Consider the following 26980-nt stretch of genomic DNA (forward strand, 5'->3'; position numbering starts at 1 on the left):
ACAAAAGCGATCAAAAAACAATTTAAACCACAAAATTGTATGGATACAAAATGAACAACGAATGGCTACTGCTTGGCCCAGCTGCGCTTTATATGATGTCGATGACGCTTACCCCTGGGCCAAACAATATTATGCTGACCGCCTCTGGGGCGAATTTTGGGTTTCGCAGAACCATGCCTCATATGTGGGGCATTTTAGGCGGCTGTTTTCTGCTGTTTTCCGGTATCGCGCTGGGGCTAGGCGTCTTGTTTGAACGCTTTCCTATGGTGCAAACGACACTCCGCTGGGTAGGTAGCGCCTATTTGTTGTATTTAGCTTGGAAGATAGCCACTGCACCACCGCCAAATCTCAACGGAACTCAACACGGAGTGCCGTTAACCTTTTTTCAAGCCGCGATGTTTCAATTCGCCAACCCCAAAGCGTGGGTAATGGGGCTGGCGTTAATGGCGGGGTTTCTTCCCGAAAATGGCCAACCCGTGGTAAACGCACTAGTGTTAGCAGGCTTTGCGGAATTGGTCGCGCTGCCGTGCATTGCCCTGTGGGCAGCGTTTGGCAGCGCTATTGGACAGTGGATCAAAAGTGATAAAGCATGGCGGTTATTTAATATCACCATGGGGCTGTTAACGGCCGCCTGTGTCGTACTGATCTTACGCTAGCCGCAGCGCAGCGCTTCAATCATGTCATTACTTTCAAGAAGAATATTTAAGCGATCTTCTCGGTAGTCCATGGTGGCGGCGCTGTTAGGCCTAAGCACGCGGACCTGCTTGGCACCGCTCTCACTTTGTAGCGTGGGCACATTGGCTTCATCAAAAGGAGAGCCGATAGCATACTGGACCGCGTCAGCATCGCATGTGGTGTTCGTCACGCTAGAAGTCTGACCTACAGTAGGTGGCGCTGGAGCGGAGACATTATCGGGTGAGCCTGCACATGCCACCAATAAGACCGAGACTGGCAATACTGACGCGAGTAATGCAGCTAAGCGGCTCACTTTCTTCTTCGCACAGCGTGTTGGGTGATTCATTATGGCGCTTCCTTGTGTTGGCAAATAACTACCCTGAATGCAAAACGGGCTAGACAACTATGCCTAACCCGCTCATTCACGCCAAGAAGCAGTGGAAATAAAGCGTATTAACTCGCCGCATCCTGAACCGCCTGGCCACCCTCTTGAACGTCTTGTCCTGCACCTGCAATGGTATTGCAGCCCGCTAGAGCGCCCGCCGTCATCAACAGAATAAAGCTAATACCTAATAGTTTTTTCATCTGTGTTCTCCTTAACAAATCATTCAACATCGGGAAGCTCCGACGGCAGCCTTGCCGTATGGGAGTGCTTTCAGAGTAACAGATTTTAATAATTTCGCCTGTTTTGACCTCCCCTTCCCAAGCCCTTGGCAAGTCCTTGGGTAAGGAGCAAGGTGTATCCGCAGCTGCTATGATAATTTTCATTATCTAAAGGAGCACTTACTTGAAAACGTTTGAACTTGACCCACGGCTAGAAGCGGATACCTTACCACTCGCCGACCTTCCCCTGTGTCGTGCGCTGCTAATGAACGATGCACGCTACCCTTGGGTAGTTCTGGTACCAAGGCGTGGCTCGGTCAGCGAAGTGTTTGAACTAAGCCAGGATGAACAAGCCCAGCTATGGCGTGAAACGATCGCGTTAGGGACGGCAATGAAGGAGATATTTCACGGTGATAAGCTCAATATTGCCACCTTAGGTAATGTGGTCAGCCAGCTGCATATTCATTTGGTAGTGCGCTATACAGATGATGCCAGTTGGCCAGGGCCGGTATGGGGAAATGGTAGCCCAGAGCCTTATGAGCTACCCCTTCAGGGCAGTCGCCGCGAACAGTTGCTGGCCCAAATTGAAGGATTAAAGCTTTAACTTAATTCCCCAGCAAAGAGCCCTGTCTGGATGGTGGCTCACTAAGTAATGGGCCACTGGCAGGCTGGGCGGCGCCAGCCATAGAAAGTGATACGCCTAGTGCAACAATGAGAGCACCGCCTGCGAGCGCCGCCCAACCAGCCGCTTTCTCGACCACTTGTCGGCTGCTCTGTTCCTGCAACCGCTTAGCCGCCCAGCCCCGAGCCACGATGCTTGCCAGCGCCAGCACAGAAACGGTAATACCGGTACCAAGCGACATGGCAAGCACCGAAGCGACACCGACGTAAAACTGCCCAAGCAGGCTAGCAGCCCCCAGCATAAGCACTGCCCCAGTGCACGGACGCATTCCAATCGCACCAACGGTCATCAGCGCTGTGCGCCAGTCGAGCGCTTGTTGAGGCTCGATATGATGAGCCCCACCGCAGCAATGGGAATGATCATGGCTGTGACTGTGACTGTGACTGTGACCAGCAGCATCACTAGCGTGGACTGAGTAAGCTTGACGCAATTGTTTTATCGCCCGCCAGCATAACCAACCACCTAACAGTGCCACTAATATAAAGCTGGCTTGCTCTACCCAAACCACGCTGCCCATCGCCTGACGGGTCACCCAGCCTAGCCCATGTACGAGCACTGCTACCATGGCAATCGCCGTTCCCCCCTGCAGTAGAGCTGCCGCAAAAGAGAGCCCCAAGGCGCGACGGGTGGCACCACCGTGAGACGCTAAATACGTCGCTAATACCGCTTTGCCATGCCCAGGCCCCGCGGCATGAAAAACGCCATAAGCAAAACTTACCCCTAGCAGCGTTAGCCAAGTGTTGCTAGAAGGTGTACGAGAGAGTTCGGTAATAGCAAGCGTCAGGGTGCGATGTAAATCTCGCTGCCAAGCCAGCAATTGAAGGCTTACCCCCTGCAAATTAGCCTGTACGATGAAGACTAACAGCAGCGCCCCCGACACGGTAAGCGCTCCCCATAACAGTTGTTGCCGCGTTAAAGGCATTGCCCCTCCGCCGGAAAGTTATAAAGTAACACTTTATACACGACCTTCCAGGTTTTCCGCTAGTCGCATTCAATCCGCCCCGTTTCTGCAAAATGGCGGCCCAATCCTGACTCTCCCGTTTCATCCACATCTAACAGCGCTGCTTGCATAACGAGCTCGGGATCAGGGTCAGCAGGTAACACGCTTAAACGGCAGTCGGACTCGCCATTGAGAATCAGCGCCTGTTCAGAGGGTGCCCCGCCCTCTTCTTCGTGCACCACTTCGATATAGTAGGTTGGGTCAAAGACCTGATACTCCAGCATTCGCCCGGCCAATGGCTGAGGCGTTGCTAACGGCAGAATAAACATAAAGGTTAAGCGACCATCTCGCTCCAACGCCGTGTATTCAGACACCTCACCCAGCACTTGCGGCTCGCCATTCACACGAACCTCCGTAAAGTAGTGCTGCTGCGACAGGTTATCGCGGATATCGCTGCCTAGCTGGTCAAGTCCCTCTTGCAAGTTGCTGCCTTGAACCTGCTGTAACTCTTCGAACACCACCAAACTGTAAAAGGGGTCCATTCGCCATGTTTGATGAAGCCCTGTTGCGATCCCCTCATCGTTTGTTATCACCCTCACGCTGAGATCAATCCAACCATGGGGGTGAGCCAACACAGGGCTGCTGTTTAGCGTGCTACAAACGCCTATTGCCAGCACTACCCAGTAACTGCGGAGTTTATTCAGTGAGCTACCTAGCGGGTGGAATACGCCTGTCACGGCAACTCTCCTAATTTATGTTGCAGCTCAACCAGCCAGGGATCTAATACATACGGTGGCAACGGCTGATTCCCACGCAACGCCGACAGACTGACACGGCTGCCACCAGGTACCTCACTTACCTGCAGTTGCAAGCGATACTCCGGCCAGCGGGCTAACGTTGCATCTGCGCGCCCTAGCGCTAAATCAGCGTGCCGAACGACATAGCCTTGCTCCATCATTAACTCAATGGCTTCGCGGAACGTTTTCTCTGGGGAAGCGCTGTAACGTAGTTCTCGCGGCTCTAGTGGCTGCGTAGAGGCACAGCCTGCCAGCATAATAATCATGAGTACTGCGGTGGCCGTTAAAAAGTGCTTACGTAGTGGTTTCATAACGCCCTCGGGGTAGCTACCGTTTGCTCAAACGCAGTTCGGAAACGTTGACAAAAATCATCATTGCTAGCGCTGTAAGATTCACGCAGATCCCCTAAGTGGTCAAAGCGCCGAATATCTCGGGAAAGCCGAATATGCCCATCACGTGCCAGTAGCGATACTCGCTCTACTTCGACAGGTTGATGGTGGAAACCGCCTCCAAATCCACTACCAATCCCCAGACCAATGCTGGAACCACCACGCCCCAAACCAAAGCCACCAAATACTCGCATGTTTCGCCCATACCCAAAGTCGTTATCATAAGGGTCGTAGTAGCCAATCAAATCTCGCTGTCGACTAGCGGTCACCAAGCCTAAATCGGTGTCGGTAGCTTCAAGCTCAAACCCCCATGCTTCCAATACGTCAATACTTTGCGTCACCACCTCCAATGGCGGTGCCGTTTGGCCAGACGGCCCAGTGGGAAAGTAGCAGGCTGCAGAAGGCGCTGGCTCCGCTTGAGGAAGACGCTCTGGCACTGCTTGGCAGCCTGTCAGTATCAACAAGCACGTCATGCTAATCGGTAGTATTGCCTTCATGAGTGATCCTCTCGTCTCAGGTGCGGCTGGTGTGTCATCGAACGCCGCGCTAAGCTCGCCAGCAGCCATTCATTAAGATAAATGATAAAAAATCACGATAAAAAATTATGACAACACGTTAGGGAGGTTGTGCGATGAATGTTCTGCTTTGCCCCGATAGTTTTAAAGATGCACTTAGCGCTGAACAAGCAGCAAGCGCCATGGCCGATGGTATTCAACGGGCTGTGCCAACCGCCACGATCCACCTTTGCCCGCTTGCTGATGGCGGCGAAGGCAGCTTGGATGCGCTTATAGCTGCCACCCATGCCGAGCGACGTCAACTAACGGTACAAGATGCCTTGGGGCGGCCGCATCAAGCATCCTGGGGTTGGCTTAGCGAGCAGCGTACCGCGTTTATCGAACTAGCAGAAGCCAGTGGGCTGCAGCATCTATCCCCTCATCAACGTAATGCCCTGCATACCACCACTTACGGGGTCGGAGAGTTATTTCATGCGGCGCTTGATGCTGGCGCCACGAAGGCGCTGCTTTTTTTAGGTGGCAGTGCCACCAACGATGCAGGCGCAGGCATGCTCCAAGCACTGGGAGCCAAGTTATTAGATAAGCACGGCGACTCGCTTCCCCCCGGTGGCGCAGCACTCCAGCAGCTTGCAACGTTAGACCTTTCCACGCTTGACCCTCGTTTAAACAGCTTAGAAGTTGAAGCCGCCGTGGATGTAGATAATCCGCTGCTAGGATCACATGGGGCGAGCGCTGTCTTTGGCCCGCAAAAAGGCGCATCACCTGACGATGTCGCCACGCTTGATCGCGCTATTGGTCATTTTGCTGAACTAAGCGCCCAGGTACTGGGTCGCGATGAAAAAGAATTAGCAGGCGCGGGGGCTGCGGGTGGCATGGGATTCGCCGCTCGCTGCTTTCTGAACGCCACCCTCACGCCCGGCATTGAGATGATTATGCAGCAAGCCAAGCTACCCAGCCTGCTTCCTAACATTGACCTAGTGATTACCGGAGAAGGTCGCTTAGATGGTCAAAGCCTTTCGGGTAAAACGCCTATTGGCGTTGCCCGTACCGCTAAACGCCACGGCAAACCGGTCATCGTACTGGCCGGCAGCCTGGGTGAAGGGTGGCAGGCCTGCCTAGGAGAAGGCGTTACCGCTGCGTTTGCCCTTGCCGACGGCCCGATGACACTTGAAGCTGCTTTACCACGCACCGCTGAGCTACTCGCTGACCGCTGTGAGAGCATTGCAAGGCTTTGGCTCGCTCGATAAATGGGTCAGCCGGCCAACGCGTAAAAACACGCCCCCTTGAAAAACACGCTAGGCGCCTACATCTCTTTTATTAGGCACACATTCGACGACATCTCAGACCTGTACTATGTTGCGTAAGCGATGAGTCAGCCGCCGCCAGCTCACCGCCAAGGTAATGTTATGACGCTATTGCCGCGATGCAAAAAACTTGTTTTGCAACGCTCGCTAAGCGTCTTAAGCTAAATCAAACGATTTGATGACCGTACTGTTTTCAGAGCTGTTACAACCATGGAGGAGCACTACATGAGTGATACAAATAGCATTGGCTTACACGAAGGCAGCGCAAGCCAACTCGCTGAGAAACTTAATCACCTGCTGGCCAATTATCAGATTTTCTATATGAACGTTCGTGGCTACCACTGGAACGTACGAGGTAGCGACTTCTTTGAGCTACACGCGAAATTTGAAGAGTTTTATACCGACTTGCTTACCAAAGTAGATGAAGTGGCAGAGCGTATTTTGACGTTAGGCCACAAGCCCATTCATGCGTATAGCGACTATGTGAAAATTTCGCGCATTGAAGAAGATAAAGACGTTCATGATGGTCAAACCTGCGTAAAAGGCGTACTCACCGGCTATCAAACACTGATTGAATTACAGCGGGAATTGCTGGCAATTGCGTCGGACGCTGACGATGAGGGCACCGCTGCACAAGCCGGTGACTATATTCGCGAGCAGGAAAAAACCGTATGGATGCTCAACGCTTACCTGAGTAAATAATACGAGGCTTACCTCGCTGACGGCTAACGTAGGCAGGAGGTAGGCACTAACCAAAACGGCACCCTATACGGTGCCGTTTTTTATGGCGATTTGTCTAACGAGAGTTCGCCAAGGTTTCAATGAAATCGCGTAGCATCTCCCAGAACTCCGCCACCGAGGCAATTTCCACTCGTTCGGCCGGCGAATGCGCACCGCGAATCAGCGGACCAAACGAAATCATGTCTAGCTGTGGGTATTTACTTCCCAGGATGCCGCATTCAAGGCCGGCATGAATCACCTTGACCTCGGGTTCACGGCCCATTAATGCAGCATGCCGAGCATTAAAGGTAGCAAGCAAGGGGCTTTGTGGATTAGGCACCCAGCCTGGATAGCCATTTTCCACTTTTACCCTAGCGCCCATCAGGCCAAACAGCGCCTGAAAACGTCCCGCCATCGCGTCAGTGGCACTGTCATGCAGTGAACGCACCAGTGCACAAAGGTGGAAACGTCCGTTCTCCACGCTTAATACACCTAAATTGTTCGAGGTTTCCACTACCCCCGGCACATCAGCACTCATGCGTTCGACTCCACAGGGGGCCGCGTGCAGCGCAGCCAGCAGCATCGCACTGGCGTCCCGCGTTAGTGGTTCAGCGTCAGCCAGCTCCACGCGCTCAGCAGTAAGCGCCATATTGCTATCGCCACTGCCCAATTCAGCTTTTAGCGTATCAGCAAGCGTTTCCACCATAGCCAACGCTGCGTCAAGCTCATCAGTAGGCAGGGCAATTTGCGCAAACGCTTCGCGGGGGATGGCATTACGTAGTGTGCCGCCATGGTAATTAATCAGCCGCGCACCAAAGGATTCTAATGCCCACAGCACGCGGACTAGCAAGCGGTTCGCGTTGCCCAGGGGTTTATCAATATCCATCCCCGAGTGGCCGCCTTTTAGCCCCGTCAGCGCCAGCGAAACCACCTGCTCATTGTCTTGCAGCGCCGTGCTGGGGAGCTGCGCATTCACTACTACGTCAGCGCCTCCCGCACAGCCGATATAAACTTGGCCGCGATCTTCACTGTCTAAATTGAGCAGCAATGACCCTTCCAGCCAATTTTCAGCAAGATTGAGCGCGCCCCCCATAGAGGTCTCTTCCTCTAGCGTAAACAGTGCTTCTAACGGGCCATGCGTAAGCGCAGGGTCTTCCAATACTGCCAGAATAGCGGCGACACCAAGGCCATTATCAGCACCTAGTGTGGTGCCATCAGCAAATAGCCAACCGTCTTTTTCATACGTCTGAATAGGGTCGCGGGTAAAATCGTGGTCATGGCCTGCGTTAGCTTGCGCCACCATATCTAGATGGCCCTGCAGCACGATGCCTGGCGCGCTTTCACAGCCGGGCGTGGCTGGCTTACAAATGCGCAAGTTGCCAAACTCATCACGGTCGTGGGGTAGCCCCTGGGAATCTGCCCAGGCCTCCAGCGTCGCCACCAGCGCGGCCTCATGACCAGAGGGACGCGGCGTATTACATAGTGTGCGAAAGTGCTGCCACACTAAACGTGGCTCGAGGGCTTCTAGATGTACGTTCATGGAAACTCTTCATTATCGATAACCAGTTTACTTTACCCCTCCGGGCTACTGGGGAAAAGCGTGCGCTGTTCAATAATTTGTTGAGTCGCGCGACGAATCAGCCGCACTGACTCACCGTGCGCCTTTGCTAACGGCTGGTTTTGGAAGGCCCAGGTAATCAACTGCTGGTGGGCTATTTGCGCCTCTTGCCCTAACGGCCAATGGCTAGCCTCTCTGGCCAGCGCCTGAAGCGCCGCCCTTGCCAAGGCAGGGTCGCGGTGCGCATACGCCACATCGTCCACCGCCTGAAGCTCAGCGGCGCTAAGCGGTAAACGTGGCAAGGACGGCAACAGTAACGCGACGATCGGCGCGGGCAGTGTCGCTAACTCAAAGGCCAATAGCGTTATCAACGAGGCCGCAAATGAATCACGCAGCGACGCCAGCACGGCTTGCCCTTCGCTGGTTAGCGCGCGCGCCACCATAATGGCGTACTCGCCGGTAGCCGCTTCTCGGGTGATGCCTAAACGAACAGGCGCAAACCCGAGTGCCAGCCAAAAACGTAGCAACGATGCCTCGGCACCAAAGGTAGCTCCGTAAAGCGCGATACCCTGCTGATGGGCGTTAGCTATATCCTCTTCTAACAGCCGGCGGCCTAACCCTTCACGCCGCCGCTCTGGATGAGTAGCAATGCGCGCTACTCGCCGCCAGCGAGAGGTTAACGCCTCACGGCTACCACTGTGAGCCGCCAACGACTGGGCCAGCAGATGGCCTTGAGGGCGTCGCTCGCCGCGTGCCACTTGATCAGCAAGTGCGGTATTAAAGCCGCCCTCTTCACGGGTCACCAAAACGGCCTGTGGCTCTTTTGATGCGATGATTGTGCGAATGGCGGTGCCAGGGCCATCTAACAGTTGGCGCAAGTCACTAGGCGTGGTGCGATAGTGGGACTGCACCAGCAAGCCAAACAGCTTCGCTAACAACTCACGCTGCTTGGCTAACTGCGCCTGAGTCAACACCATAGAAGCAGTCTGACAATGAGTACTGGCGTGTGCCTCAGGTAACGGAGCGTTGAGCAGTAGCAACGCTTGGATAGTCGCTTCTAAAGGATCTCCCACTGACCAGCGAACAGGGGTATCTAACGGTAACTCTCGCCATTGAGGAGCTGTTCGATTGAGCACCTCGCGAAAACGTAGTGCAAAACCGCGCCCTGAGCCTTCATAGCCATGCACAGTAGTTGCAAACGCGATACGTGGAAATGCAGCAAGCCAGTGAGCTAACATTGCCGCAGGAATGGCCGCTGCCTCGTCGACGAGTAAATAGCTGCCGCTACCGCCGAGTCTTGCCTGATCAACCTGTTCGTTAAGCGCATCAGGCGCAAGGAAACACAGTGAGCTACCGCTCGGCAGTTCAAACCGCGCTGAGCTGAGGCGTTGACCTTCCGGACATAGCGCTACTACGCGCGCAAACAAGCTTTCCACTGAACTGAGTCGAGGTGCAGTCACCACCAGTTGCGTCACGCTTTTTTGTAGCAGGCGAGCGCAAGCAATCCCCAATGCAGCGCTTTTACCCCGCCCACGATCCGCGGTAATAACCAATGGCCGGCGACGCTTTAGTTTTACTAGCGCATTCACTGCACGAGCCTGATCAGCCGTCAAACAGTCTGCGTCGTCAAACGGAGCCGCACGCGAGTCTCGAATAGACAGCTTGGGCAGCATGAGGCTACCGTCTACCTCCCAGCGAACAATAGTGCTCTCACCCGTCAGCTGAAACGCTAACCGTTTAAGGTAATGAGCGCTCAGCGAATCCCAACGCCACGGATAATCGGCAAAGCGGGCATAATCAGGATCAGGCTGTTCACCCCAGTTGCTGGGCGTAATAATCACCAATAACCCACCAGCACTCACGGTACCCGCTAATGCGCCTAGCGCATCTGGATCTAATCCTTGGCTACCACTAGCGTCTAGGACGATTAGCTGATGCTCCGCACCTAGCCGTGTGCGAGCTTTACTGGCTGGTAAACATGGCGCCACTGGCGTTTCATGCTCAGCGCCCACCCACAGCGGTGCCTGCCACATTTGCTCTTCCCACAACAGTTGCGCCTGCTGGCGGGCCTTATCAGGCGACCCATATAGCCATACCAGCGCCCGCCAACGACGGCGCTGCAAGCGGGTGGCATGATGAACCAAGGCTGATGCTTGCTTAATGACAGCGTTGGGTTTGTCAACGCGACAGCCTGCTCGCATAGCAACTCCTGAGATTGTCTTTTATTTACAACTTTGGTTGTAGATCAGCGTAATTTTCAACGCTCTTAGAGCTAACCATAAGGTTAAGAAAGTTACTAAAAAATATACAAATAATTGTTTTTAATGAACTAAATTTTTCAAAGAAACATCTTATATGACGTTAAATTCCTTGAGTTACTGATATTGCGCTGCAGCGGGGGGAGTGTGCTAGCTTAGCGATGCAGCCTTGCGGCGTTTACCTTACGTAAACGTAAGCCATACTCGCTGTACTTTCCTGCTTTCAGGTAATAAACACTAATAACGCCAACCGCCAAAGTACCAGGAAACATACAATGAAAAAGATGACTAAATTCGCACTATCCAGCCTCGCCGCTGGTGTCGCTTTCGCCGCGCTTACCTCCACTGCTCAAGCGCAAGAGCAGTGGACAATGACAACTACCTGGCCCGAAAACCTTGACCTGATTAAGATTGATCAGCACTGGGCAGAGCTTGTAAACCAACTTGCAGGTGACGAAGTACAAATTAACTTCCGTGCAGGCGGCACGCTAATGCCTGGCACTGAAGTGTTCGACGCTACCGAAACCGGCGCTATCCAAGCTTCTGGCGATTGGCCAGGCTACTGGGCAGGCTTGAACCCAGCGTTCTCTCCTCTGGCCACCACTACCAGCCTGTTTAACGGCGTGGATTACTTGAACTGGATTCAACAGTGGGGCGGTTTTGAGCTCTATCAAGAAATTTATGGCCAGTACAACATGGTGTATTTGCCCTACGGCATTACCAACAACGAATCTGGTTTCATGGGCCGCACCCCGATTGAGAGCATCGCAGATCTTGAAGGTAAGCGTTTGCGCCTATCGGGACGCGACCAGGGCCGAGTACTCGAAGAGTTAGGCGGTTCACAGGTCACTCTGGCCGGTGGTGAAGTGTATCAAGCGATTGAACGCGGCGTAATTGATGCAGGTGAGTTCTCGACTCCAGGCGTTGATTTTAACGCTGGTTTTGCTGAAGTTGCTGAATACTGGGCAACACCTGGCTGGCACCAGTCGGCAAGCGTTTTCGGCGTTATGATTAACAAAGACGCTTGGGATGCCCTGTCTGAAGAAACCCAGGCTAAGCTTAAAACAGCTGCTGAAGCCACCATGGCTTGGTCACTTTCCTGGTCGGAGCGTGAATCTACCGAAGCAACCCAGAAGTTTATTGATGCGGGCGTCACCATTAACCAGTTCTCAGAGGAAGACTTGGCGCGCATCCAGGAAATTACCAACGATGTCATTGTGCGTGGCGCTTGTGAAAATTCCGACCATGCCAAGGTCTATCACTCCATGATTACCTATCTACAAGAGTACGCTGCATGGCGTGATGTTACTGCGCCATTCAACATGAGCCGCACGATGGATAACCTGCCCTCACTGGAAGAGATCGAAGCCTGCCTATAAGGCGTTTAAGTGCCGCCCCTGCGCTGCTGGGGCGGTTATTGCTTAGCTGCGGAGACCTTCCATGAATGCGATTGCCAAGTCGATCGATGCAATTAACGAGCTGCTGGGCCGCATCATTGCACCGTTAATTGCCATCATTACTCTAATAGTGCTTTACGACATTGTGTCGCGCTTCTTCTTTGGCCGCCCTAGCGACTGGGCGTTTGATGTCACCAAAATGCTATTCGGCGCCCACTTTATGCTGATGGCCGCCTATGGATTGCGCCACCATGCCCACGTGGAAGTCGACGTTATTAAACGCCTGCTATCACGTAAAAAGCAGGCCGTACTAGACCTGCTCGGCTACTTGATATTCTTTGTGCCCTTCATCTGGCTGTTATTGACCTACGGCTGGCGTTTTTTCGAGCGCTCGTTCAGTCGTGGCGAAACTACCTACGGAATGGTCTCAATCCCGGTGTATCCGGTGAAAGGCGTTATCGTAGTCGCTGCTGTGCTTATTTTGTTGCAGGCGATTGCTATCGTTCTGCGCGCCATTATGCAGCTGCGTGAGGAGACGTCCGCATGAGTGCAGAACTACTGACGCTGGTGATGTTTGGTGGCCTTTTAGTTGGCCTGTTTATGGGTCATCCGCTTGCTTTTGTATTGGGTGGCATGGCGGTCATCGGTGCTTATTTAGGGCCGGGCATTAATACCCTGGGTATCATCATTAACAACGTCTATGGCAACGCTATGGACAACTATGTACTAGTGGCGATACCACTGTTTATTCTAATGGCGCGCTTTCTTAATGACTCAGGCGTCACCGAAAAAATGTTTGATGCCATGCGCTTGCTGCTGGCGAACCTGCGCGGTGGATTAGCGCTTACCGTGGTGGTTGTATCTGTCTTACTTGCAGCTACCACCGGCATTGTCGGCGCGTCGATTGCCGTTATGGGCATGATTGCCTTAGTGCCGATGCTTAAGTATGGCTATAACAAAGAGCTGAGTGCTGGCGTCATCATGGCTAGCGGCTGTCTGGGCATTTTGATTCCCCCCAGCATTATGCTGATTTTGATGGCAAGCTACTCACCTGTCTCCGTAGGTGCACTCTTTGCTGGAGCGTTAGTACCCGGCCTGATACTGGGGGTGATGTATGCCCTGTACGTGCTGGTAATCTGCTGGCTCAAACCTAGCTACGGCCCTAAAGTACCGGCAGAAGAGCGCGCTGAAGTCAGCACAAAACATCTACTGATCATGCTAGGCAAGTATGTTGTCCCGCCAATGTCGTTAATTCTCGGCGTACTGGGGGCACTGTTTACCGGTGTGGCGACGGCGACTGAGGCATCCGCCATTGGTGTTTTTATCGCTTTCCTACTGTTTTTAATCTTCGGCGACCGAAAGCTATCAACCTGTTACAACACGCTGATTGAAGCTGGCAAAACCACAACGATGGTGATGTTAGTGCTCGTCGGGGCCACGGCGTTCACTGGGGTATTCTCGATTGGTGGCGGGATGACCGTGATCAGTGATTTTGTACTGGCCATGCCGGGTGGCACCGTTGGTGCCCTGCTATTAATGCTGTTCCTGGTATTCATTCTCGGCATGTTCCTTGATTGGACTGGCATTGTGTTGCTTAGCTTCCCTATCATGCTGCCAATCATTTCGCAGATGGGCGTGGATGTACTGTGGTTCGTCGTCATGGTGGCGGTGGTGTTACAAACCTCCTTCTTAACACCGCCCTTTGGTTATGCGCTGTTCTATTTGAAAGGGGTGGCTCCACCAGGAGTCGAAATCGTCGACTTATATAAAGCCGTCGTGCCATTTGTGGCCATCATCCTTTTCGCCTGCATACTAATGGCTCTTTTCCCTAGTTTGATTACGGGACTACCTAGTGTGCTGGTGGGCTACCAGTGATACCAAGCTACTGATGCAAAACGCACAACGTCCCCCCGCATTGCGGGGGGATTTTTTTGATAGCCACAATGTTGGCTGCAGCCGCCTAACGCAAGTGATACTATTTGCAGCCGCTATTTTTTCGCATTGACGAGCCAAGCTGCCCCTCATCCAAGGAGACAACGACGTGTCTACGCCAGCTCGCCGCTCACCATCGGCCCTGCTTTCAGGTTTTGCGTCACACATTTCACTATCGCTCAACCCTTGGTCAATCGCGCTTTTTTTGATCGCCCTTGTTGTCGCACTGCCTATTATTGTGGTCCTAAGCCATATTTTTGTGCCGACAGAAGGTGTTTGGCAGCACCTTGCAAGCACCGTATTACCACGCTACCTCTCTAATACGTTCTGGCTGGTGCTATGGGTTGGCATTGGCACTCTGATTACAGGCGCCGGGACTGCGTGGCTGGTGGTGATGTGCCGTTTCCCAGGCAAGCGCATATTTGAATGGGCGCTGCTGTTACCCCTGGCGGTACCAACGTATGTCATTGCCTACGCCTATACAGACTTTTTCCAAGTAGCAGGACCGCTACAAAGCTTGTTGCGTGAATGGTTTGATTGGCGAGTGGGCGATTACTATTTCCCCAATGTGCGCTCACTAGGCGGCGCAGCAACCCTGATTACCTTTGTGCTTTACCCGTATGTGTATCTGTTAGCTAGAGCTTCTTTTCTTGAGCAGTCGGTATGTGTATTAGATGTAGGCCGCACTCTGGGGCGTGGCCCCTGGCGCTTGTTTGCCAGCGTGGCGTTGCCCCTCGCCCGCCCGGCATTAGTAGGCGGCGTTTCACTGGTACTGATGGAGACGCTTAACGAATTTGGCGCGGTGCAGTTTTTTGGAGTAGATACGTTTACCACGGGGATCTATCGCACATGGTTTGGCTTAGGTGAACCTGTAGCTGCCGCTCAGCTAGCCGCTTGCCTGCTGACCTTCGTCATTGTATTGGTTCTTCTAGAGCGCTATTCGCGGGGTAAACGGCGCTACTTCCATACCACCAACCGCTATCAGCAACTACCGGAATATCAGCTGCGTGGCTGGCATGCACTCGGGGCTACCCTGGCGTGTTTGCTGCCCATTGTTATCGGCTTTTTATTGCCCAGCGGTATTTTGCTCAATATGGCCATTAAAACGGGCGATAGCTTGTTCGGCACACGGTTTATTGGCTTTGCTATGAATAGCCTGAGCCTCGCGACCGTTGCCGCATTGATTGCGGTAGGGTTAGCCGTACTCCTGAGCTACGGGGTTAGGCTCAACAATTCACCAAGCGCACGATTTTTCACACGTATCGCCGCAATGGGCTATGCCATTCCTGGCTCGGTGGTTGCCGTAGGCATCCTGATTCCATTTGCCTGGCTGGATAACTCGCTGAACATGTGGCTTCACGAACACTACGGAAAAATCATTGGTCTAGTGTTTAGCGGCTCAGCATTTATTTTGATTTACGCTTATGTAGTACGCTTTTTGGCCGTCTCGTTTAACGCGGTAGAAGCGAGCCTTGGCAAAGTAACCCCCAGCATGGATGCCGCATCCCGTACCTTGGGCCAAACCGCTGGCGGTACACTTCGCCATATTCATACGCCGCTGATGCGTAGCAGTCTCCTAGCAGCTGGGATTCTGGTATTTGTCGATGTGATGAAAGAACTGCCCGCCACGATCATCCTGCGCCCCTTCAACTTTGACACGCTGGCAGTACGTGCTCACAGCCTCGCCTCAGATGAACGCTTAGCTGAAGCGTCAACAGCCTCTCTGACCATTGTGGTAGTGGGCATCTTACCGGTGATTTTACTCAGCTTGGCAATGCGCCGGGCGCGCCCTGGTAGCCAAGCTGAGTAGTGGAAGCAAGCAAGCGCTGAACAGCGAAAACTTAACGCGGAAAGATAAATACCTGGGAGTGGTCCAAGTCGATATCAATCGGCTGGCCCTCCTGGGGTAAAAACACGCCTGGCACACGAGCGTGAAGGTGAGCTTCCTGGCCATCTTCTCCATGCGCACATAAGTGAATAAGGCTGGAACGCCCTAGCAGCTTAGCCATGACCACATGGCTGTGGCTATGCGACTCTACGGGCAAGTCACGCTCTTTGATACGCAGTGCTTCGGGGCGAATCATCACCTGAACGTTACTGCCTTCAGGCAACCAACTAGCGTCTACCGGCCCGACTGGCGTAGCGACAAAGCCCCCCTTCACCACACCACTTAACTCATTCACTTCACCAAAAAACGTCACCACAAAGGGAGCCACTGGCGCACAATAAAGTTCACGGGGCGTGCCAGTCTGCACGATTTCGCCATCCCGCATTAGCGCGATACGGTCTGCCATAAACATGGCTTCTTCAGGGTCGTGGGTCACTAGAAGGGTCGCTGAGCCGAGTTTTTTCAACACGTGCAGCGTATCGTCTCGGATGCGATCACGTAGCCGCGCATCCAGGCTAGAAAAAGGTTCATCCAGTAACATTAATTTAGGCGTGGGCGCCAGCGCTCGCGCCAGCGCAACGCGCTGCTGCTGCCCACCTGACAACATATGCGGATAGCTCTCGGCGTAGTCGGCCATGCCGAGTTGAGCCAGCAGTTCCAGCGCACGCTCTCGGCGCTGGCTAGAGGGCAAATTTTTCAGACCGAAGGTAACATTTTCCAGCACGCTAAGGTGTGGGAACAAGGCTGAGTCTTGGAAAGCAAGCCCAACATTGCGCTTTTCCGGTGGCACATGACGCTTACCGGGTGCCGCAATGGATAAACCATCAAGACTAACCGAGCCTTCCTGCACGACCTCTAAGCCCGCAGCAATCCGAAGCAGTGTGGTTTTGCCGCAACCAGAAGGGCCCAGTAAACACACAACCTCGCCTGGAGCGATATCAAGATCAATGCCTTTCACCACTTTATTAGCCGCAAACGTGTGCTGAATACCACGAAGCGACAGTGCTGATGCAGGCGCCGACACATCGGAAAGTGACACAGTTGCCGTCATTATTTCACCATTGTCTCGTCCACCCGCGACATGATAAACGCATGCCGCTGCGAACACGGTTGAAAGTTATTTGCATTCTATTTTCTATTGAGTAGAGATGCACGTTTCTTGCTAAACAGCAGATGCGTTTCATTAGCATTTAACTTGACGTCAACCAAGAGAAGCGTTTCAATACGTCACGTCGCTAATGCAACTTATTATCATAAACATTCAGGGTATTTGTTATGAAAAAAGCACGTCTTACGGCTACCGTAGCTGCCATCATGGCAGGTTCTGCTTTTGCAGGTAGCGCGCTCGCTAACGAGGTCAACATTTACTCCGCCCGCCATTACGACTCTGATGAGATTCTCTACAAAGCGTTCACTGAAGAGACCGGCATCGAAGTTAATGTACTGGAAGGCGACTCCGACCAGTTGATGGAGCGCATGCAGCGTGAAGGCATTGCTAGCCCTGCTGACGTAATGCTTACCGTTGACGCAGGTCGCCTATGGCGCGCCGAGCAGGACGGTCTTTTTCAAAACGTAGACTCTGACGTGCTTAACGAGCGCCTGCCAGAATCAATGCGCCACCCTGACGGCCTGTGGTTTGGCTTTAGTCAGCGCGCACGGGTTATTTTCTACAACCGTGAGAACTTTGATCCCAGCCAAATCAGTTCTTATGAAGACCTGGCCGATCCACAGTTTGAAGGCCAAGTGTGCATTCGCTCTTCCAACAACATTTATAACCAGTCGTTGTTAGCCTCAATGATTGAGCATCACGGCGAAGAAGGCGCGGAAGAGTGGGCCCAAGGCGTTGTTAATAACATGGCACGCGACCCTGAAGGCGGTGATACCGATCAGATTCTTGGCGTTGCGAGCGGCGAGTGTGACTTAGCTGTTGCAAACCACTATTACTACGTTCGCATGCTGCATTCCGATGAAGATGCTGATCGCGAAGCCGCACGCAAAGTGGGGTTGATTTTCCCTAATCAGGATGATCGTGGCACTCACGTTAACGTTGGCGGCGCGGGCTTAGTGGCTAACGCACAAAACCCGGAAAACGGCATTCGCTTCCTGGAGTTCTTAGCCTCTGACGCAGCTCAAGAAGTATTGGCTGACCGTAACTACGAGTTCCCCGTCGTGGAAGGCATCAAGAAAAACCCGGTGCTTGAATCTTGGGGTGATTTCGCCAAAGACGATATCAACATCAGCATCTTAGGTGAAAACAATCCAGAAGCGATTCGTATTTTTGATCGTGTAAGCTGGCGTTAAGTTCTGCGGCTCTACGGCTCTTAGGACTCATCAGCCGCAAGCCTAACTAAAAAAAACACCTGCAGCTCAGCTGCAGGTGTTTTGCATTGGCTACCCTATAACAAGCCCGTAACGTTTAAGCCTTACTTAGCCTAGCGGGCTTAATACTAGTGGGCTTCATCCCAGTTGGCGCCGCTTTCGGCTTCAACAATCAGTGGCACACTAAGCGTGGCAGCGGCTTGCATACGCCTCTGAACCTGTTCAATAAACGCCTCAACTTGTCCATTGGCCACCTCAAACACTAGCTCATCGTGCACCTGCATAACCATGAGGGCGTCAAACTCCCCTTCAGCAAGCCATGCATCGACATCAATCATCGCCTGCTTGATGATATCCGCTGCCGTGCCCTGCATAGGCGCGTTAATGGCGGTGCGTTCAGCACCCTGACGGCGATTGCGGTTTTGCGAGTGGATCTCTGGCAGGTACAGCCGCCGCCCTAGCACAGTTTCCACAAAGCCATCTTCTGCGGCCTGGGTGCGAATACGATCCATATAGCGAGCAACGCCAGGATAACGGTCAAAATAGCGGTCGATGTAGGTTTGCGCCTGATTGCGATCAATATGCAGCTGGCGTGATAAGCCCCAAGCGCTCATGCCGTAAATTAGGCCAAAGTTGATCGCTTTAGCGCTGCGCCGCTGGTCGGCAGAGACCTTTTCAAGCGCAGTACCAAACACTTCGGCAGCGGTCGCAGTGTGGATATCGCGCCCTTCCGCAAACGCCTCTAAAAGCCCTTTATCTTCAGAAAGGTGCGCCATAATACGCAGCTCAATTTGCGAGTAGTCTGCCGCCACAATGCGATAGCCAGGGCGTGCCACAAACGCTTGACGGATTTTACGCCCCTCTTCTGTGCGAATCGGGATGTTTTGCAGATTCGGGTCGGACGACGATAGACGCCCTGTCGCCGTCACCGCTTGGTGATAGCTGGTATGCACTCGGCCAGTGGTTTTATTGAGCAGGCGCGGTAGCTTATCGGTATAGGTGGATTTTAGCTTCGCCAGCCCCCGGTGCTGCATAATCACCTTGGGCAAGGGGTAATCCAGCGCCAACTCCTCTAGCACCGCCTCTGCGGTCGAGGGTGCGCCTTTGGGCGTTTTCTTGATCACCGGAATTTTCTGCTCTTCGAACAGAATCTGCCCCAGCTGTTTGGGCGAACCGAGATTAAACTCACGACCGGCTAACTCGAAGGCTTCGCTTTCAAGCTCACGAATACGGCGCTCTAGCTGCTGGCTTTGCTCGTGCAGACGTTCGGCATCCAGTGCAACGCCATTGCGTTCAATCCGCGACAAGACGTTAATCAGCGGCAGCTCAAGATGATCCAGCACGTCCGCTAAACGCCCTTCCCGTTCTACCTGAGGACGCAGTATTTCTTGCAGCCGCAGCGTGATATCGACATCTTCACAGGCATAAGGAACCGCTTGCTCTAGGGCAATCTGGTTAAACGTAAGCTGCTTGGCACCCTTTCCAGCGATCTCTTCGAAAGAGATGGTTTTTTCGCCCAAATACTTCAGTGCCAGCGAATCCATGTCGTGACGCGTGGCGGTGGAATTCAACACGTACGAGGCTAGCATGGTGTCGGCTAGCGGCCCCACAACGCGAATATCATAGTTTGCCAGCACGGAAATATCGTACTTAAGGTTCTGGCCAACTTTGGTTTTCTCAGGATCTTCCAGTAGCGGCTTTAATGCCTGCAGTACCCGTTGACGATCAAGCTGTGCGGGCGCATCCAGATAGTCATGGGCCAGTGGAATATAGGCGGCTTCACCAGCCTCCAGTGCCAGGCCAACGCCTACAATATCGGCGTCCATATAATTCAGGCTGGTCGTTTCTAAGTCGAAGCAAAAGCGCTCGGCTTTTTTCAGTCGCGCTAACCACGCATCGAACTCAGCTTGCTCAACGATGACATGGTCATTTCGCTGGCTGGAAGTCGCGGCGCTTTCAGCGGCGTCAGTAGTGATGTTATCAGGCGCGGGCTCGCCCCCTTTTACGTCATTAACACCCTCGTCGTTACCCGCCAGCAGCTCAGCCAACCACTGCTTGAACTCCATCTCTTTATAGAGCTCCACCAGGGCTTCGCGGTCTGGGTGCGCAATATCCAAGTCATCCAGCCCCACGGGGAGTTCGCAGTCGGTCTTAATGGTCGCTAATTGGTAAGAGAGAAAGGCCTGGTCACGGTGCTCTTCCAGCTTCTTCGGTAACGTTTTCGCGCCACGGAAACTAAGTGTCTTGACGCGTTCCAGATCACCATAAATAGTTTCTAACCCCCCTTCCATGCCTTGCAACAGGCCAATAGCAGTCTTTTCGCCCACCCCCGGCACGCCGGGAATGTTATCAACCTTGTCACCCATCAAGGCCAGAAAATCAATGATCAGCGAGGGCGGCAGCCCAAACTTCTCTTTGACGCCCGCTTCATCGAGGGTTTCTTCTTTCATGGTATTGACCAGTGTGATGTGGTCATTCACCAACTGCGCCATATCTTTATCGCCAGTCGAGATCACCGCATCACGGCCAGCCTGAGTGGCATGATGGGCCAAGGTACCAATCACATCGTCGGCTTCGACGCCCTCAATGCACAGCAGCGGTAAGCCTAGCGCTCTTACACACGCGTGCAGCGGCTTAATTTGGCTGCGTAGATCGTCCGGCATGGGCGGTCGATGGGCTTTATAGTCGCTGTACATCTCATCGCGAAAGGTTTTTCCTGGGGCATCAAACACCACCGCCATTGGGCTTTCCGGGTAGTCTTTGATCAGCCGCTTGAGCATATTTAATACGCCTTTCACGGCCCCCGTGGGCTGGCCGTTGGAGGTCGTTAACGGTGGCAGCGCGTGAAAGGCGCGATATAGATACGATGAGCCATCGACAAGCACGATTGGGGCACGGGCCATAACCAATTCCATTGTTAGCAACACAGTAAGAAAGTCTATTGGCTATGATACGCGTTCAGACCAATGGCTGCAGAAACAACCGTTACGAATAACGCATTTCAAACTCACACAACGCTGCCAACTGACCCTGCAAGCCGCTACAATAATGGGCTTAGCAACCTGGGCGAGATTCTCATGGCTGTATTTACTCCGCTGAGCGACGTTCAGGTCGCCGCGTTTTTGGAAAAGTTTGATGTAGGCAGCTTCGTTTCGCTACAAGGCGTTGCCGGTGGCACAGAAAACTCGACGTTTTTTGTGACCACCGATCGTCGTGAGCTGGTATTAACCCTGTTTGAACAGGGCGAACATGAAGAGCTGCCGTTTTTTGTCGAATTGTTGGATTACCTGGATGAGCACCGTTTGCCGGTGCCCGGCACTATTCATGACCGCGAAGGTATTGCGCTACACAGTTTGGCAGGCAAACCTGCTCTGCTGTTTCCACGCCTACCAGGCAAGCATCCTAGTGCACCTAACCTTGCCCAATGCCAAGCACTGGGCAATACGCTGGGACATCTGCATGTAGTCTCCCAGCGTTTCCCTGGCCATCGGCCAAACCCGCGCGACCTCCACTGGCTGCGTGCGGTGCATCATAAGGTGCTAACGTATATCAGCCCTGACGATCAGACGCTGATGAAAAATGAAGTCGATGACTTTGAAGGTGCCTTTAGCCAGCACGGCGAGCTACCGCAAGGAGCGCTTCACGGCGACTTATTCCGTGACAACACGCTGTTTAAGGGCGACCAATTAGGCGGTATTATTGATTTTTATAACGGTTGTACCGGCGATTTGCTCTTTGACCTAGCCATCGTCATTAACGACTGGGCAAGCAATGATGATGGCACGCTGAACGCTGAGCGTTATGAAGCCATTCTGCGCACTTACCAGGCACGCCGTCCTCTCACCGCTGATGAACGTGAACTATGGCCAATCATGTTGCGCATGACAGCGTTGCGATATTGGCTATCGCGCCTGCTGGTCGTTTATGTTGATCCACCTGCTCATGACCTAACGCCTCATGACCCTGAGCGTTTCCGAACCATTTTAAAAGCGCGCATTGCATTTGGCGCACTACCGCTCCCAGAGGTTTCTTGATGATCGAATCGGTGACCACCAGCGCCCAGGCCTTACGCGCTCGACGCACATGGAATATTGACCAATGGGGCAGTGGCTATTTTGATGTGGATGACCACGGGCAAGCCTTGGTTCGTCCGCTAGGTAGCGACGCAGAAGGCCCGGCACTGCCACTTAGCGGGCTTGTGCGTCAGCTGCAGACAGCGGGGCTGCGGTTGCCGGTGCTAGTAAGGTTTAGCGACATTCTGCACGACCGCGTAGAACAGCTGTGCGGTGCATTCGATGTTGCAATGCAGGATATCGACTATCAGGGCGGCTACACAGCCGTTTATCCTATCAAAGTGAATCAGCAGCGCCGCGTGGTGGAAGAGATCCTCGCCACCTCCGAGCGAGGCAATGGTCGCGTAGGCTTAGAAGCAGGCAGTAAACCGGAGCTGCTGGCAGTAATGGCGCTGTCTGATGGCGGCTCTTCGCTTATCGTCTGCAATGGTTATAAAGACCGCGAGTACGTTCGCCTAGCGCTGCTGGGTGAAAAGCTGGGGCATCGCGTTTATCTGGTCGTGGAAAAGCTGTCTGAACTGGAGCTTATATTAGAAGAAGCTCGTGAGTTAGAAGTTACCCCGCGTATTGGTTTGCGGGCACGACTGGCCTCTGTGGGTAAGGGTAAATGGCAAAATACCGGTGGCGAGAAGTCGAAGTTTGGTCTGACTGCCAGCCAAATTCTTGACGTAGTCGCGACCTTGCGCGCTCAAAATGCGTTAGAGAGCCTACAGTTAGTGCATTTTCATCTCGGTTCGCAAATTGCCAATATTCGCGACATTCAGCGCGGTCTGCGGGAATGCGCCCGTTTTTACCAAAACCTGATGAGCCTAGGGGCACCGATTGATACCGTCGATGTGGGTGGCGGTCTAGGAATCGACTACGAAGGCACCCGCTCACGTAGCTACTGCTCAGCCAACTACTCCATGCAGGAGTATGCACGTAACGTCGTTAGCGCCTTTGCGCAGCTGTGTCAGGAGGCTGACCTTCCCCAGCCTCATCTGATCAGCGAGTCAGGCCGTGCGCTAACGGCTCATCATGCCGTGTTGATCACTAACGTGATTGGCGAAGAGCGCGTTAATGATTCGCCTCCTGAGCGCTCTTCACAGGAAGACCTCCAGGTGGAAGCCCTATGGCGGGTTTTTGAGCAGTTAGCCGAAAGCCAGGAGCCCCGTGTCTTGGTGGAAGCTTGGCATGACCTTCTGCAAGCGGTTAGTGAGCTGCAAGACCGCTTCGTAATGGGCTTAAGTGATATCAATGCCCGTGCCGAAGGTGAACGGCTTTATATGGCAGCCTGTGCACGCCTACGCGGTCAACTCGATACCCGTAATCGCGCGCACCGGGAAATTATGGACGAACTGGCCGAAAAGCTAGCCGACAAGCTATTCGTCAATTTCTCATTATTCCAGTCGGTGCCGGACGTTTGGGGGATCGAACAGATATTCCCTGTCCTGCCGTTGAGCGGGCTAGACCAGCCACCCACTCGTCGCGCAGTCATTCAGGATATTACCTGCGATTCAGATGGCCGCATTGATAGCTACGTGGATGGCCAAGGCGTGGAGAGCACACTACCGCTGCCCGAGTGGGCAAGCGACGACGAGCGCTGGCTAGGCTTCTTCCTGGTAGGCGCCTATCAGGAAATTCTCGGCGACTTGCACAACCTATTCGGCGATACCGACTCAGTCGATGCCGCACTGGGTAAAGATGGCGAGTGGGTACTTTCTAACCTACAGGCAGGCGATACGGTGGCCGATGTTTTAGCCTACGTGAATTTTGATGCTCGAGTGCTTAAGCAAAAGCTCACCGAGCAACTAATCACTAGCGGCTTTTCGACCCAAGAGCAGGCAAAGTTTGCCGCTAGCCTGAGCGAAGGCCTGGATGGCTACACCTATTTAGAATAGTGCTTATAGAACTGTGCTTATAGAACCGTGCTTATAGAATAGTGCTTTTAGAATAGGCCAACGAAAAAGCCACTGACATCGTCAGTGGCTTTTCGCATAACTGCTAACGCTTACCTATTGTTGGTTTTGGCGTCATCGCCATCCAACTACTCTACTACGCTAGTGGTGATTTCTAACCCGCCGGTCAACGTTAAACGCAGCGAAGCCCCACGGGGCAATTCGCCCACACCCGCAGGTGTTCCTGTCAAAATGACGTCACCCGGCTCTAGCGTGAAGTGACGACTCATCTCTGCCACCAACGTCGGGATCGCGAAGATCATATCGGCACCTTCTCCGTGCTGGCGCTTTTCACCATCAATCTCAAGGGTAAATACCAGCGCGTTCCAATTGGGAATACGGCTTAGTGGCAAAAAAGGAGATAGTGGGCAAGCACCATCAAATGCTTTTGCTATTTCCCACGGGTGCCCCTTCTCTTTCAGCTTGGTTTGCACATCACGCAACGTTAAATCCATCGCTAGGCCAATGCCCACAATGGCACGCTCAGCTTCATCCTGGGTCGCGTGAGTCAGGGTCTCTCCCACCAAAAGCGCAAGCTCTGCTTCATAATGTATATCACCCCGTGAAAACGGCGGATCAAGAGGTTTAGTCAAGTCCACCACACTGGTGGCGGGCTTCATAAATAACAGAGGCTCACTGGGAACCGGATTATCCAGTTCTTTGGCATGGTCGGCATAGTTGCGGCCAACGCAGACGATTTTGCCCAACGCGTGGGGAAACTCCTGACCATCGGTAAACTGGGGAACAAAACGCATGGCGGGTCCTCTCCTTCTCATTATGCGTGCCGCATTCGCAACGACAGGCGCAACAGTCTACCCCAGCTATGCGTATGTACCACAACCTCTTCTACAGCATTTCATACATATCACTAGTGATACGTTAGATTATGCGTCGGGCGTCCAGCGATCATCAGGCTCATGCGCCAAAAAGCTAGGGCGCTGCTTGGGAGCAGCAAACGGTGCAACACAGCGATTATCCGGACGGTTAAATACAAAGAACACGTTACTGCGGGGGTCAGGCGACAAATTGGCATTAGACGCATGCAGCGTGTTGCAATCAAACAGTAGCAAGCCCCCTGCTTTACCTTTTGGCGCTTCAATACCATATTTTGCTACTAACTGAGTCAGTGCTTCTTGGCTGGGCACGCCAATCTCCTGTGCTTTAAGCGAGCTTTTGTGGTTATCCTCCGGTGTTTCCCCCAAGCAGGGCACAAATTCCAAATGGGAGCCTGGAATCAGCATAAGCGGGCCATTAAATTCATGGTTGTCGGTCAAGATCAGTGAAGCGCTAACAGCATGCATATTCGGCATGCCATCTTCCGCGTGCCACGTCTCGAAATCAGAGTGCCAATTAAACCCTTTACCCGCAAAGCCTGGTTTATAGTTAATCCGTGACTGATGCACGTAAGGATTAGCGCCAATGATCTGCCGGGCTGCACCCGCTAAGCGTTCGTCACTGGCCAGTTCACCTAATCGTTCAGAAAGCCTATGCACGGCAAACAGCGAACGAATATCGTGGCTTTCTGGCTCGGTAATGCTGAATTCCTGATCGCGATAAGCCTGATTATTCATCAATAATGTCATTTCATCGCGAAGTGCCTCCAGCTCTTCACCTGAAATGAGGTTTGGAATAAACAAAAAACCTTTGCGCTCAAACTCATCAAGCTGCTCTGGGGATAGCGGCCCTGATAAGTTCCGACCTTTAACCACCGCATCGCGACGCGGCTGAGTTAGCGAAGCTGGGGCTGCCGCTAGGCGCGTTGGGTACTCATCTTTCCCCGCTGTACGTTGCGCCGACGGCATATCTAACATTTCATTATATTGCTTATAGACAGTAATCGTTTTGAGAGAGTTGTTGCTGACTGTCATCTAATCCACTCCTTGTATGATTAAATTTCAGATCGATAAAACATGTAGCGGCTTTCACTTTCACATAACACAGCCAACAGGATAGCTAAGTAGCCAGCCCTTGCAACCCATATTACTTAATTTATAACATGTGTTATGAAACTTTTTAACCCTTATTAAAAAGACATAGAAACAACTTTTAAAAACTAATCCAGAAAACTATACCCACAAACAGATTCACTATAAAAACTGGCACCTCTTTCACTTCCTTCGGACTAGAAAGCATGATAGCGCTATAGGCTTTAGGAGTTTTTCTGTTCAAAATCCGACATAAAGTATGGCGGCACGGTCAATTTAGCCGCCCAACCAGATAGACCCAAAGCATCACCAGATGGCACGGCGTCATGGAAAACTAACACGCTTATATCAGAGCCCTATTTGCAATAAAGGTAACGGCAACATAATTAATAACACTTTACTTAATCACACTTATTTCACACCAAATACTGGCCCTCAAAGATTGATTCAAGCAGTAGATTATAAAAAATATAAAAACTCGACTTACCACTTAAATAAAAATTTAAAAACGGGGGAGATAAAATATTCGACAAGGTATCTAACATAAGCCAGGGTAGAAAAAAATTAACGATCCAATTATGATTTTATGACGCAAACCTAGAGAAACGCTTTATGAAAAAATTATCCCTTATCGCATCTACTCTTATTGTCCTGCTAGCTAGCGGGTGCCAATCACACTCAGCGCCTCATCAAGCAGCCAAGCCTGACGAAACGCTAACCAATACGTACTGGAAACTGGTCACGCTTGAAGGGCAACCCATCATCACCGCTGAGAACTTTCGCGAGCCTCATCTTGTGCTGCATGAAGAAAATACACGGCTAGCTGGCTCAACTGGCTGCAATACCTTGATTGGCAGTTACCGTGTTGATGGTAAGCAAATAGCATTTGAACAAGTTGGCACCACGATGATGGCCTGCCCCGACACGCAAATGCGTAACGAGCAGACAATGCTAAGTACACTTAACAGCGTAGCCACTTGGCAAGTAGACGGTGGTTCCCTGTCACTTAAAAATACCAATGGCAAACCAGTGGCAGTATTTGAGGCCGTGCATCTTTATTAGCCATCG

At 52.6% G+C, this 26980-nt stretch carries 24 protein-coding genes; 12 read left to right on the forward strand and 12 right to left on the reverse strand.

What is annotated here, in order from left to right; translation table 11 throughout:
• Window positions 1-50: 50 nt before the first annotated feature.
• Entirely contained in the window at window positions 51-656 is a 606-nt protein-coding gene (locus tag ACN06F_RS14960; RefSeq protein ID WP_433924181.1) for a LysE family translocator, read from the forward strand.
• Here ACN06F_RS14960 and ACN06F_RS14965 read toward each other — a convergent pair.
• The gene (locus tag ACN06F_RS14965) at window positions 653-1021 is read right to left on the reverse strand and encodes an I78 family peptidase inhibitor (protein ID WP_095604490.1); all 369 of its coding nucleotides are present in this window, start codon (window positions 1019-1021) and stop codon (window positions 653-655) included. The two genes, ACN06F_RS14960 and ACN06F_RS14965, sit on opposite strands and share 4 nt — an antisense overlap.
• Before the next feature lie 107 nt (window positions 1022-1128).
• A complete protein-coding gene (locus ACN06F_RS14970; protein ID WP_038478218.1) occupies window positions 1129-1260 on the reverse strand; it encodes an entericidin A/B family lipoprotein in 132 nt (43 codons plus the stop codon).
• A 202-nt stretch (window positions 1261-1462) separates the two neighbouring features.
• Here ACN06F_RS14970 and ACN06F_RS14975 point away from each other — a divergent pair, with 202 nt between their 5' ends.
• Window positions 1463-1882 (forward strand): HIT domain-containing protein, encoded by a 420-nt coding sequence (locus ACN06F_RS14975; protein WP_433924182.1) that lies wholly within the window; start codon window positions 1463-1465, stop codon window positions 1880-1882.
• Between the two features lies 1 nt (window position 1883).
• On the opposite strand, the gene ACN06F_RS14980 is transcribed toward ACN06F_RS14975, so the two are convergent.
• From ACN06F_RS14980 to ACN06F_RS14995, 4 genes are read right to left on the reverse strand one after another with little or no spacing between them, the layout of a single operon-like run.
• Entirely contained in the window at window positions 1884-2882 is a 999-nt protein-coding gene (locus ACN06F_RS14980) for a nickel/cobalt transporter (protein WP_433924183.1), read from the reverse strand.
• Window positions 2883-2941: 59 nt separating this feature from the next.
• On the reverse strand, window positions 2942-3577 hold the full coding sequence (locus ACN06F_RS14985; protein ID WP_433925125.1) for a DUF1007 family protein: 636 nt from the start codon (window positions 3575-3577) through the stop codon (window positions 2942-2944).
• A gap of 56 nt (window positions 3578-3633) precedes the next feature.
• Window positions 3634-4008, reverse strand: coding sequence for a hypothetical protein (locus ACN06F_RS14990; RefSeq protein WP_433924184.1), 375 nt, complete (start codon window positions 4006-4008; stop codon window positions 3634-3636).
• Window positions 4005-4583 (reverse strand): hypothetical protein, encoded by a 579-nt coding sequence (locus ACN06F_RS14995; RefSeq protein WP_095604486.1) that lies wholly within the window; start codon window positions 4581-4583, stop codon window positions 4005-4007. The genes ACN06F_RS14990 and ACN06F_RS14995 overlap by 4 nt, the downstream gene beginning before the upstream one ends.
• Window positions 4584-4717: 134 nt before the next feature.
• Here ACN06F_RS14995 and ACN06F_RS15000 point away from each other — a divergent pair, with 134 nt between their 5' ends.
• Both ACN06F_RS15000 and ACN06F_RS15005 read left to right on the forward strand, forming a co-directional pair.
• The gene (locus tag ACN06F_RS15000; RefSeq protein ID WP_433924185.1) at window positions 4718-5848 is read left to right on the forward strand and encodes a glycerate kinase; all 1131 of its coding nucleotides are present in this window, start codon (window positions 4718-4720) and stop codon (window positions 5846-5848) included.
• A 282-nt stretch (window positions 5849-6130) separates the two neighbouring features.
• Window positions 6131-6607, forward strand: coding sequence for a Dps family protein (locus ACN06F_RS15005; RefSeq protein WP_009724882.1), 477 nt, complete (start codon window positions 6131-6133; stop codon window positions 6605-6607).
• A 94-nt stretch (window positions 6608-6701) separates the two neighbouring features.
• Here ACN06F_RS15005 and ACN06F_RS15010 read toward each other — a convergent pair whose 3' ends face one another.
• Window positions 6702-8165, reverse strand: a complete 1464-nt coding sequence (locus ACN06F_RS15010; protein WP_433924186.1) for an aminoacyl-histidine dipeptidase — start codon at window positions 8163-8165, stop codon at window positions 6702-6704.
• Between the two features lie 32 nt (window positions 8166-8197).
• Entirely contained in the window at window positions 8198-10384 is a 2187-nt protein-coding gene (locus ACN06F_RS15015; protein WP_433924187.1) for a GNAT family N-acetyltransferase, read from the reverse strand.
• Window positions 10385-10716: 332 nt separating this feature from the next.
• Here ACN06F_RS15015 and dctP point away from each other — a divergent pair, with 332 nt between their 5' ends.
• The 4 genes from dctP (at window position 10717) to ACN06F_RS15035 (ending at window position 15580) form a co-directional block, all read left to right on the forward strand.
• Window positions 10717-11820, forward strand: a complete 1104-nt coding sequence (dctP, locus tag ACN06F_RS15020; protein ID WP_231658486.1) for a TRAP transporter substrate-binding protein DctP — start codon at window positions 10717-10719, stop codon at window positions 11818-11820.
• A gap of 61 nt (window positions 11821-11881) precedes the next feature.
• A complete protein-coding gene (locus ACN06F_RS15025) occupies window positions 11882-12385 on the forward strand; it encodes a TRAP transporter small permease subunit (protein ID WP_433924188.1) in 504 nt (167 codons plus the stop codon).
• Window positions 12382-13713, forward strand: a complete 1332-nt coding sequence (locus ACN06F_RS15030) for a TRAP transporter large permease (RefSeq protein ID WP_433924189.1) — start codon at window positions 12382-12384, stop codon at window positions 13711-13713. Before ACN06F_RS15025 ends, ACN06F_RS15030 begins: the two co-directional genes overlap by 4 nt.
• Window positions 13714-13879: 166 nt before the next feature.
• Complete coding sequence (locus ACN06F_RS15035) at window positions 13880-15580, forward strand: ABC transporter permease (protein WP_433924190.1); 1701 nt, start codon at window positions 13880-13882, stop codon at window positions 15578-15580.
• Between the two features lie 31 nt (window positions 15581-15611).
• Here the strand turns inward: ACN06F_RS15035 and ACN06F_RS15040 are convergent, their stop codons facing one another.
• Complete coding sequence (locus ACN06F_RS15040; RefSeq protein WP_433924191.1) at window positions 15612-16709, reverse strand: ABC transporter ATP-binding protein; 1098 nt, start codon at window positions 16707-16709, stop codon at window positions 15612-15614.
• Between the two features lie 224 nt (window positions 16710-16933).
• Here ACN06F_RS15040 and ACN06F_RS15045 point away from each other — a divergent pair, with 224 nt between their 5' ends.
• On the forward strand, window positions 16934-17959 hold the full coding sequence (locus ACN06F_RS15045) for a Fe(3+) ABC transporter substrate-binding protein (RefSeq protein WP_433924192.1): 1026 nt from the start codon (window positions 16934-16936) through the stop codon (window positions 17957-17959).
• A gap of 146 nt (window positions 17960-18105) precedes the next feature.
• Here the strand turns inward: ACN06F_RS15045 and polA are convergent, their stop codons facing one another.
• Complete coding sequence (polA, locus tag ACN06F_RS15050) at window positions 18106-20880, reverse strand: DNA polymerase I (protein ID WP_433924193.1); 2775 nt, start codon at window positions 20878-20880, stop codon at window positions 18106-18108.
• A 174-nt stretch (window positions 20881-21054) separates the two neighbouring features.
• Between polA and ACN06F_RS15055 the strand changes: the two genes are divergently transcribed.
• Both ACN06F_RS15055 and speA read left to right on the forward strand, forming a co-directional pair.
• Window positions 21055-22011 carry a homoserine kinase gene (locus ACN06F_RS15055; RefSeq protein WP_433924194.1) on the forward strand — a complete coding sequence of 319 codons (957 nt, stop codon included), beginning with the start codon at window positions 21055-21057 and terminating at the stop codon, window positions 22009-22011.
• The gene (gene speA, locus ACN06F_RS15060; protein ID WP_433924195.1) at window positions 22011-23930 is read left to right on the forward strand and encodes a biosynthetic arginine decarboxylase; all 1920 of its coding nucleotides are present in this window, start codon (window positions 22011-22013) and stop codon (window positions 23928-23930) included. Before ACN06F_RS15055 ends, speA begins: the two co-directional genes overlap by 1 nt.
• A 146-nt stretch (window positions 23931-24076) precedes the next feature.
• Here the strand turns inward: speA and ACN06F_RS15065 are convergent, their stop codons facing one another.
• Window positions 24077-24742 (reverse strand): fumarylacetoacetate hydrolase family protein, encoded by a 666-nt coding sequence (locus ACN06F_RS15065; RefSeq protein ID WP_433924196.1) that lies wholly within the window; start codon window positions 24740-24742, stop codon window positions 24077-24079.
• Window positions 24743-24871: 129 nt separating this feature from the next.
• A complete protein-coding gene (thpD, locus tag ACN06F_RS15070; protein ID WP_433924197.1) occupies window positions 24872-25855 on the reverse strand; it encodes an ectoine hydroxylase in 984 nt (327 codons plus the stop codon).
• A gap of 669 nt (window positions 25856-26524) precedes the next feature.
• Between thpD and ACN06F_RS15075 the strand changes: the two genes are divergently transcribed.
• Window positions 26525-26974: an META domain-containing protein gene (locus tag ACN06F_RS15075; RefSeq protein ID WP_433924198.1), complete on the forward strand. Its 450-nt coding sequence runs from the start codon at window positions 26525-26527 to the stop codon at window positions 26972-26974.
• The last annotated feature ends 6 nt before the right edge of the window (window positions 26975-26980 follow it).

Source organism: Vreelandella sp. 21 (assembly GCF_050995515.1).
GTDB classification, from domain to species: Bacteria; Pseudomonadota; Gammaproteobacteria; order Pseudomonadales; family Halomonadaceae; genus Vreelandella; species Vreelandella alkaliphila.

Bases quoted from the DNA above. Each gene is read 5' to 3' on its own strand.
- ACN06F_RS14960 (WP_433924181.1), top strand. From the start codon at position 51: ATGAACAACGAATGGCTACTGCTTGGCCCAGCTGCGCTTTATATGATG.
- ACN06F_RS14965 (WP_095604490.1), bottom strand. From the start codon at position 1,021: ATGAATCACCCAACACGCTGTGCGAAGAAGAAAGTGAGCCGCTTAGCT.
- ACN06F_RS14970 (WP_038478218.1), bottom strand. From the start codon at position 1,260: ATGAAAAAACTATTAGGTATTAGCTTTATTCTGTTGATGACGGCGGGC.
- ACN06F_RS14980 (WP_433924183.1), bottom strand. From the start codon at position 2,882: ATGCCTTTAACGCGGCAACAACTGTTATGGGGAGCGCTTACCGTGTCG.
- ACN06F_RS14990 (WP_433924184.1), bottom strand. From the start codon at position 4,008: ATGAAACCACTACGTAAGCACTTTTTAACGGCCACCGCAGTACTCATG.
- ACN06F_RS14995 (WP_095604486.1), bottom strand. From the start codon at position 4,583: ATGAAGGCAATACTACCGATTAGCATGACGTGCTTGTTGATACTGACA.
- ACN06F_RS15000 (WP_433924185.1), top strand. From the start codon at position 4,718: ATGAATGTTCTGCTTTGCCCCGATAGTTTTAAAGATGCACTTAGCGCT.
- ACN06F_RS15005 (WP_009724882.1), top strand. From the start codon at position 6,131: ATGAGTGATACAAATAGCATTGGCTTACACGAAGGCAGCGCAAGCCAA.
- ACN06F_RS15010 (WP_433924186.1), bottom strand. From the start codon at position 8,165: ATGAACGTACATCTAGAAGCCCTCGAGCCACGTTTAGTGTGGCAGCAC.
- ACN06F_RS15015 (WP_433924187.1), bottom strand. From the start codon at position 10,384: ATGCGAGCAGGCTGTCGCGTTGACAAACCCAACGCTGTCATTAAGCAA.
- dctP (WP_231658486.1), top strand. From the start codon at position 10,717: ATGAAAAAGATGACTAAATTCGCACTATCCAGCCTCGCCGCTGGTGTC.
- ACN06F_RS15025 (WP_433924188.1), top strand. From the start codon at position 11,882: ATGAATGCGATTGCCAAGTCGATCGATGCAATTAACGAGCTGCTGGGC.
- ACN06F_RS15030 (WP_433924189.1), top strand. From the start codon at position 12,382: ATGAGTGCAGAACTACTGACGCTGGTGATGTTTGGTGGCCTTTTAGTT.
- ACN06F_RS15040 (WP_433924191.1), bottom strand. From the start codon at position 16,709: ATGACGGCAACTGTGTCACTTTCCGATGTGTCGGCGCCTGCATCAGCA.
- ACN06F_RS15045 (WP_433924192.1), top strand. From the start codon at position 16,934: ATGAAAAAAGCACGTCTTACGGCTACCGTAGCTGCCATCATGGCAGGT.
- polA (WP_433924193.1), bottom strand. From the start codon at position 20,880: ATGGCCCGTGCCCCAATCGTGCTTGTCGATGGCTCATCGTATCTATAT.
- ACN06F_RS15055 (WP_433924194.1), top strand. From the start codon at position 21,055: ATGGCTGTATTTACTCCGCTGAGCGACGTTCAGGTCGCCGCGTTTTTG.
- speA (WP_433924195.1), top strand. From the start codon at position 22,011: ATGATCGAATCGGTGACCACCAGCGCCCAGGCCTTACGCGCTCGACGC.
- ACN06F_RS15065 (WP_433924196.1), bottom strand. From the start codon at position 24,742: ATGCGTTTTGTTCCCCAGTTTACCGATGGTCAGGAGTTTCCCCACGCG.
- thpD (WP_433924197.1), bottom strand. From the start codon at position 25,855: ATGACAGTCAGCAACAACTCTCTCAAAACGATTACTGTCTATAAGCAA.
- ACN06F_RS15075 (WP_433924198.1), top strand. From the start codon at position 26,525: ATGAAAAAATTATCCCTTATCGCATCTACTCTTATTGTCCTGCTAGCT.